6 protein-coding genes are annotated in these 6,365 nt (G+C 34.4%); 1 reads left to right on the top strand and 5 read right to left on the bottom strand.

The window, feature by feature from the left end; translation table 11 throughout:
* Positions 1–122: 122 nt before the first annotated feature.
* Genes D7322_RS23725 through D7322_RS23710 form a run of 4 tightly spaced genes read right to left on the bottom strand, consistent with a single transcriptional unit; the run spans position 123 to position 4,631 of the window.
* Positions 123–752, bottom strand: coding sequence for a hypothetical protein (locus tag D7322_RS23725; protein WP_121126677.1), 630 nt, complete (start codon positions 750–752; stop codon positions 123–125).
* Positions 745–1,350, bottom strand: a complete 606-nt coding sequence (locus tag D7322_RS23720) for a response regulator (protein WP_183078826.1) — start codon at positions 1,348–1,350, stop codon at positions 745–747. Before D7322_RS23720 ends, D7322_RS23725 begins: the two co-directional genes overlap by 8 nt.
* 4 nt (positions 1,351–1,354) lie before the next feature.
* Positions 1,355–3,514: a sensor histidine kinase gene (locus tag D7322_RS23715; protein WP_121126675.1), complete on the bottom strand. Its 2,160-nt coding sequence runs from the start codon at positions 3,512–3,514 to the stop codon at positions 1,355–1,357.
* Positions 3,498–4,631, bottom strand: coding sequence for a DNA cytosine methyltransferase (locus D7322_RS23710; RefSeq protein ID WP_121126674.1), 1,134 nt, complete (start codon positions 4,629–4,631; stop codon positions 3,498–3,500). Before D7322_RS23710 ends, D7322_RS23715 begins: the two co-directional genes overlap by 17 nt.
* 257 nt (positions 4,632–4,888) lie before the next feature.
* Between D7322_RS23710 and D7322_RS23705 the strand changes: the two genes are divergently transcribed.
* Positions 4,889–5,371, top strand: a complete 483-nt coding sequence (locus D7322_RS23705; protein ID WP_121126673.1) for a very short patch repair endonuclease — start codon at positions 4,889–4,891, stop codon at positions 5,369–5,371.
* Positions 5,372–5,376: 5 nt separating this feature from the next.
* Here the strand turns inward: D7322_RS23705 and D7322_RS23700 are convergent, their stop codons facing one another.
* Positions 5,377–6,336 carry an HNH endonuclease gene (locus tag D7322_RS23700; protein WP_121126672.1) on the bottom strand — a complete coding sequence of 320 codons (960 nt, stop codon included), beginning with the start codon at positions 6,334–6,336 and terminating at the stop codon, positions 5,377–5,379.
* Positions 6,337–6,365: the final 29 nt, after the last annotated feature.

Raw genomic sequence — 6,365 nt, 5'->3', positions numbered from 1 at the left:
GCGGAAAAATCTTACAAAGATCGGGATAACAGAACAAAAAATGGTGACCGAAATTATTCTGACCACCATTTTTTATAACATTTACTGAATATCCCAATTTAAATCATTAAATAGCGAGGATATTAATCCTCGCTATATTGAAAATCTTTGATAGATATAGAGTTACCTTTGTGAACTAAGCCATCCCTATTCTCTCTTAATAGAGCAGCTTGCATAAATCCATCTATATTCTCTTCCACTAGCCTATCAATACATTCATTATATTTTTCTAACATTCGATCGAAAGCCCCCCGGGAATCTACACCATCAAAAATTTTGAACAACCCAAAATTTGCACATTCTGAGAATTCTCTGTAACCATCCCAATAATTAAAAAGGCACTTATACCCAAGATAACAATGACATCCATTTTCGATTAATCTATCTGCTAATATATTTGCGGACGAGCAAGACACAGTATAAAATAGCGAATTCTTAAACAGATTTACATTTGTATCATCAATGTAAGGCGAATCTTTGATAACTAGCCGATCGTCAAGACCGTGCGAATAAGCGCTAAATATAAAAGATTTAGTCTTTAGACGATCCAAATTTATTTCGATATTGACGGGGTTTAATGTTCTAGATCTAATATAGCTGGGCTTTATAGGATGATCCTTATGAAAATAAGTTTCAAAATCTTCCAAGCATCCCTGGTTGAAAGTTCCCATACTACCATCTTCTTCATCAAAAGCTAAAAATAAATTAATCATTTAATCTCTTTTTATTTCTTAATAATAAGTCAATAGTTAATTGGTTCAGTTTCTTGGAAAATGATTTACCAACGTCTGTTTGTTGACGAATATGATTTAATATATCATTTAAAGAATAAGAGTGACCGTCACCTGTAAAATATACTGGCTTGTCTTTATCTCCATCTTTTTGAATAATCCAATCTTCAATTGTGTTATCCAAATTATTTTCGAAAAAAGAGACCGCATCATCCACGATAGGCATAATTTCCGCTAGCGTAGCAGTTTTACTAACAAAACGAAATGCATTATGATTTATAAAATCGCTGAATTTTTCCTGATTCTCATTAACACCACTCCATAGAATAACAGGGATTAACTCAGACATTTTACGAATCTCCGCCAATATTTCGTGTCCATCCAATTCTCCTTTTGGAAACTGAATATCAAGAAATACAATAATATTTTTATCTAAGTTAGTTTTTATGTAATCTAAAGCTTCTTTAGGATCTGGCTCAAAAACTACATTATCCGCATCAAACTTATCCTCCAATGCCCACACTAAAGTGTCGTTCTTATATTTCAGATTATCTTCTATAATTAAAACCTGTACTTTCATTGATTTACTTCTTAAAAGGTAATACAATCTTAAAAGTTGCACCATTTGGTTTAAATTCACTATCAGTTACCTCAATAGTTCCCTGCATTGCCTCTATACGATTCTTAACCATATATAGTCCTATCCCCGCTCCCCCATCTTCTGCAGTTTTTGTGAAGAAAATTTCAAAAATTCTAAATCTATCATCACTATGAATTCCTAAACCATTATCTGAAAATTTCAAAATCAACTTTTTATTTTCAATAACACCGCTACATTTAATAATCCCTTCTTTAACGGTTTTTAAAGCTTTAATAGAATTAGAGATTAAATTATCAAAAATATCTTCAAGTGCCTTTTTATTATAATGTAAAATAAGCTTATCATCTAGAATCAATTCGGATTTAATGTGATTCAGATCAAAGGTAGGTTTGTATATTGAAATAAACAGATTATTGATTAGATCATGAATATTAATATCTTCGAATTCATTATCCGTTTGAGCATACTTTAACATAAAATCAACGCCCTTTCTCAATGTCAAAAATTCGTCGTAAATTCTAGAAGAGATCACTTTAAATCGACCCTCCAATTTTTCATTAGGAAAACGAGAACTAAAATACTCAGCGTCTCTTAAAACGTGACCAATTGTATGTTTAGTCATATGGGAAAACATAGCTGCATATGTCTGTAAAGACACCAAACTAAAATATAGGCTTTCTTTTTGCTTACTTTCTTCTTCTAGTTTTGTGTAATCTACAATGCTTTTATTCACAGTACCTTGAAGCTTACTTAAGCTACTATCTATTAATTGTAGCTTTTCATGCAACTCTTTAGGTGCAGTTTCTTTGACCTCCTTTACTAATGTTTTTATACCTGATAAATCAGCTGTTGCTCTATTTAGATTTGATTTGGTATTTTTACGGATTTGCTCTTTATTGTTCTTTAAACACTTCTCAATTTGGTGAATTTGGTCAATTATGAAATCTTTTAAACTTCGCCACTCTTTATTATCTAAAAAATCCTGCCTATTTGTTGCTTCTATCAGACCAGCATTATTTTCATCGGTAAGCTCAACAAATCCTAGTAAATCGCGACTATTAATTTTATCAAAAAAACCTGAATACCTACGCTTATCTATCCCTAAGATGTCTTTCTGTTTATTTTGGTCAGCCTCGGTTTCAGCAAAAGGAGTAGTAATGATGCCATCTCTATATATTTTTATTCCGTCAATATCTATATTGAACTTTTCTTTAAACTTGCGTTTAGCTGGTTGATCGAAATAGTATAGATAAAAGTCAATCAAACCAAAACTCTGCTTTACAGTATCCTTTTTTAAAAGTTTACCATTTTCAAATACTGCAATTTCTTGAGTTTCTTTTTCTTTGCTACTTTTAAGCTCAATTGAAATTGTTGCAAATTCTATATAAGACAGAGGCTTTATTTCAAGATCCTTCATCCCCTCATATTCAGATTTAATTCGAATATTAAAAGGATATTTCTGAATTCCTTTATTAGGAGAAACCAATCTTGCTAACTCCTTACATGCACGCTTAATATCATCTTCAGTCCAAGGATCGTTAATGTCTTCTATTTCTAATATTGTCCCGTGCCCCGCTTTGTCATCATTCTTTCCAAACCAATAACGATTTTTTATATCTGTAAAGAAATCCTTTTTCTTATTTGCTCCCTCTTCCATCCCTAAAGGAAGGGATAGTTGTTGCTCTTCTAATTCATTATATTTCGTCCAATCTGTTTCTAAATATATCCAACGGTTTTCGTCCTTCCTTTTAGTACTTAATGTAAGTTTAGAACCTAATAAATCTACAGCAAATCTTCCAATTCCTTTTTTCCCTGTAACTTTTCGAAGATATGGTTCAGGTGATGTTCTATTTCTTCGTTTACTACTAGTACCAATAACCATCCAACGATCCCTTAAATCCTCAAAATACATACCTATACCATCATCTTTTATAATAATTTTAGATGTGTCATTTAAAGGATTCAGTGAAATAAATTCAATCTCAACCAGATTCGCGTTGGCATCGTAAGAATTTTTGACTATCTCAAACAAAGCAGTGATCCTATCAGTTATTAGTTCACGACCTAAAAGCCTATAGGCACTTATATCAAAATTGAAATTCAAAAAATTCTCCTGAACTTTCTTTTTAGACTGTTTGCTCATCGTTATAGCTTATAATTTGCTCAAAAATTGCTTTGGCTAATAAAGGTGGAACTGCATTCCCTATCTGCTGTTGAATATGAGAAAGAGATCCCTTAAAAATAAAATTGTCAGGAAAACTCTGTAATCGTGCTGCCTCACGAACAGATAATCCTCTATCTTTAAATGGATGGATTAACATATTTTTTCGATAATTGGAAATAACCACTGAGGGCTTATCTGGATGCAAACGTTTATATATACCACTATGACAGTTATTTTTGTTTGCATAATTTTCCATTAGATGATTTGGTATAGCTTTCCAATTTTGGCCTGGCCCTATATATCGATATCTTTCTAAAACGTATTCCTTATTTCTAGAAACAAAATTTTGCTTAGCAAAATCTGTTGCGCCTCGCATCTGCTTTACATAATCTGGACTCTCATCAATACTTTTTAAGTAAGGTAGTTCATAAAATTGATCACCATTGCTTAATTCTGGTAGATCGAATAATGCTTCTCCTACCGTTACTTTATTTCTAAGCTTCTCTGGAAATTCAAATTCTACTCCAATTCTATTGCCAACCATAATAAAACGATTACGATCTTGTGGGACGCCATAATCTGATGCACATAAAACTTTTTCAGTTGTAACATAACCGACCTTATCAAAGAGGCTTTTTATTGTTTTAATGGTATTACCATCTTCATAGGTTGTGATACCTTCTACATTTTCAAAAACAAACCACAATGGCTTCAGCTGTTTAACAAATCTGAGAAATTCCTCAAACAAATAATTGTTTTTATTGGAACTATTTCTTGTTTTAGTATTGGCGGTTGAAAAGCCCTGACAAGGTGGGCCACCAAAAACTACAAATACTGGCTCCTTTACATATTCAAGCGGATTAACATCAGTAATATCTTTTTTTAATACTTCAACGTTAGGATGATTAAATTTGAAAGTATCTGCAGCATGTTCATTTTTCTCCACAGCGAATTTTATGTTAATTCCTGCCATTTCAGCACCAATACTCATTCCTCCAGCACCACTAAAAATATCAACAGCCCATAATAGAGGTTTCTTCACGTTAATTTGTTGACTAGGATTTAAAGTTTGTAGATTAATAATCTCTTCTCGCATAGGGTATTCAAAAAAAAATGCAAAAGTAATAATTTTCCCTAAACTAACTAATTCAATTTATTTTTTCACAAAAAAAATCGAATTACGTAAACTTTGATAAAGATAAGTTCTGATCTCTTTGGAAAATAATAACAAAGATACAAAATCCCAGTATTTTAGATGCTATTTTTTTTAGTAAAATTATTTTTTAAATTCAATTATGTTCATCCCATTCTCTATGATATTAATCCTCTAATTATTATCCCTAACTTTGAGTGATGGCAAAATACGATGACGAAAACGATAGAATTTATGTTCCTCGCTTTGAGGAAGCTGCGGGGTTTTATACCACTTCAAAACGTAGCTATAATATGTCTAAAATCAGAAGCCGCAATTCCAAACCTGAACTCATCCTTAGAAAGGCACTATGGTCAAAAAATATCCGGTTTCGTCTTCACGACAAATCGCTCCCTGGCACTCCCGACATTGTAATTAAAAAATACAAGCTTGCGATATTTGTAGACGGAGAATTCTGGCATGGATTCGATTGGAAAAATAACAAGGAACGTATTAAATCTAACCGCCTTTTCTGGATTCCCAAGATCGAGCGCAATATGCAAAAAGATATACGCGTCAATAGAGCCCTACGGGACATGGACTACGTCGTATTCAGGTTCTGGACACAGGACATTCTCAAAAATCTTCCTACTGTACTGAATCAGATAGAGCTATTCTTAGAGACCAGAAAACTCTGGAAATAGTTATATCATCCTTTAAAAACATTCTCCCGATGCCAAACTAAGTTTTCCTGCGATGGATAATACCTGTTTACCTCAGGGAGCAAAATAGATTTGCCATTTAATTTCGACAAACTATAGGGATGATCGGCCAGCTCATCAATATGAGCGGAAACAATAATGGTATAATCCTCTCCAACACTGACCAGTCCCCTATCAAATGCACGATGCAGGTTTGGGCATAGTGCTATCCCATTCGTCACCCTGTCATCATGCGTCACCGCAAAAGGCACAATATGGCACGCATCAATAAAGTTGTACTTAAAAGTAGACCGCATCCGCATGCCTGTCATGGCGCAGGTATCCTGATAGAGCTGCGGGATATAGCGTTTGAATAATCCGGACCTGACAAACACATCTTCCTCGGTCTGAATGGAAATATGTTTGTACTGTGCCTCGGGCTCATTTAGCACCAAAGACTGCACCCTATGGTAAAAGCCGTCATTCAGTTTCTTATGACGATAGTATGCTAGCCGCTCCTCTGGAAAGTAAACAGAAAGTAGCTGATCACGAACTGTGGCCCGGTTCAAAGGATCACTAAGCAACACAGCAAGCCTATCATCGAATGCACCATAAGCTACTACCTCCGAAAGGATCCTTACACTTTTGATATGCGCATTGATCTGAAAGCCGGGATTGGGATATAGAGCCCAGAAGCCCTGCCCTGCTGCTTTGTCGGACTGCAAATAATAAAAGGGCTGCGTGAAGTCTGGCTGATGCGCTGTACGTACCAGAAGGCGCCAGTTTTCCTGAAACAATCCCACAAGATCGACATTGACTTCAAAGCGGTTGTTAAGTACAATACCTTTGTCGATCAGTTCGACCAAAGTCAGGAGCAAGATCGGCTTATGTGGTGCCAATCCATATTTTGTATTTGCCCTTTTCACACGGGCGAAAGCATTGAGATAAACTTGCAGATCCTCGTTCATAAGGAGACAAAATAGAAAATCATTTTCAA

The sequence above is a fragment of the Sphingobacterium puteale genome, assembly GCF_003627955.1.
Taxonomy (GTDB): Bacteria; Bacteroidota; Bacteroidia; order Sphingobacteriales; family Sphingobacteriaceae; genus Sphingobacterium; species Sphingobacterium puteale.
This window is presented reverse-complemented; position numbering and strand designations above follow the sequence as displayed.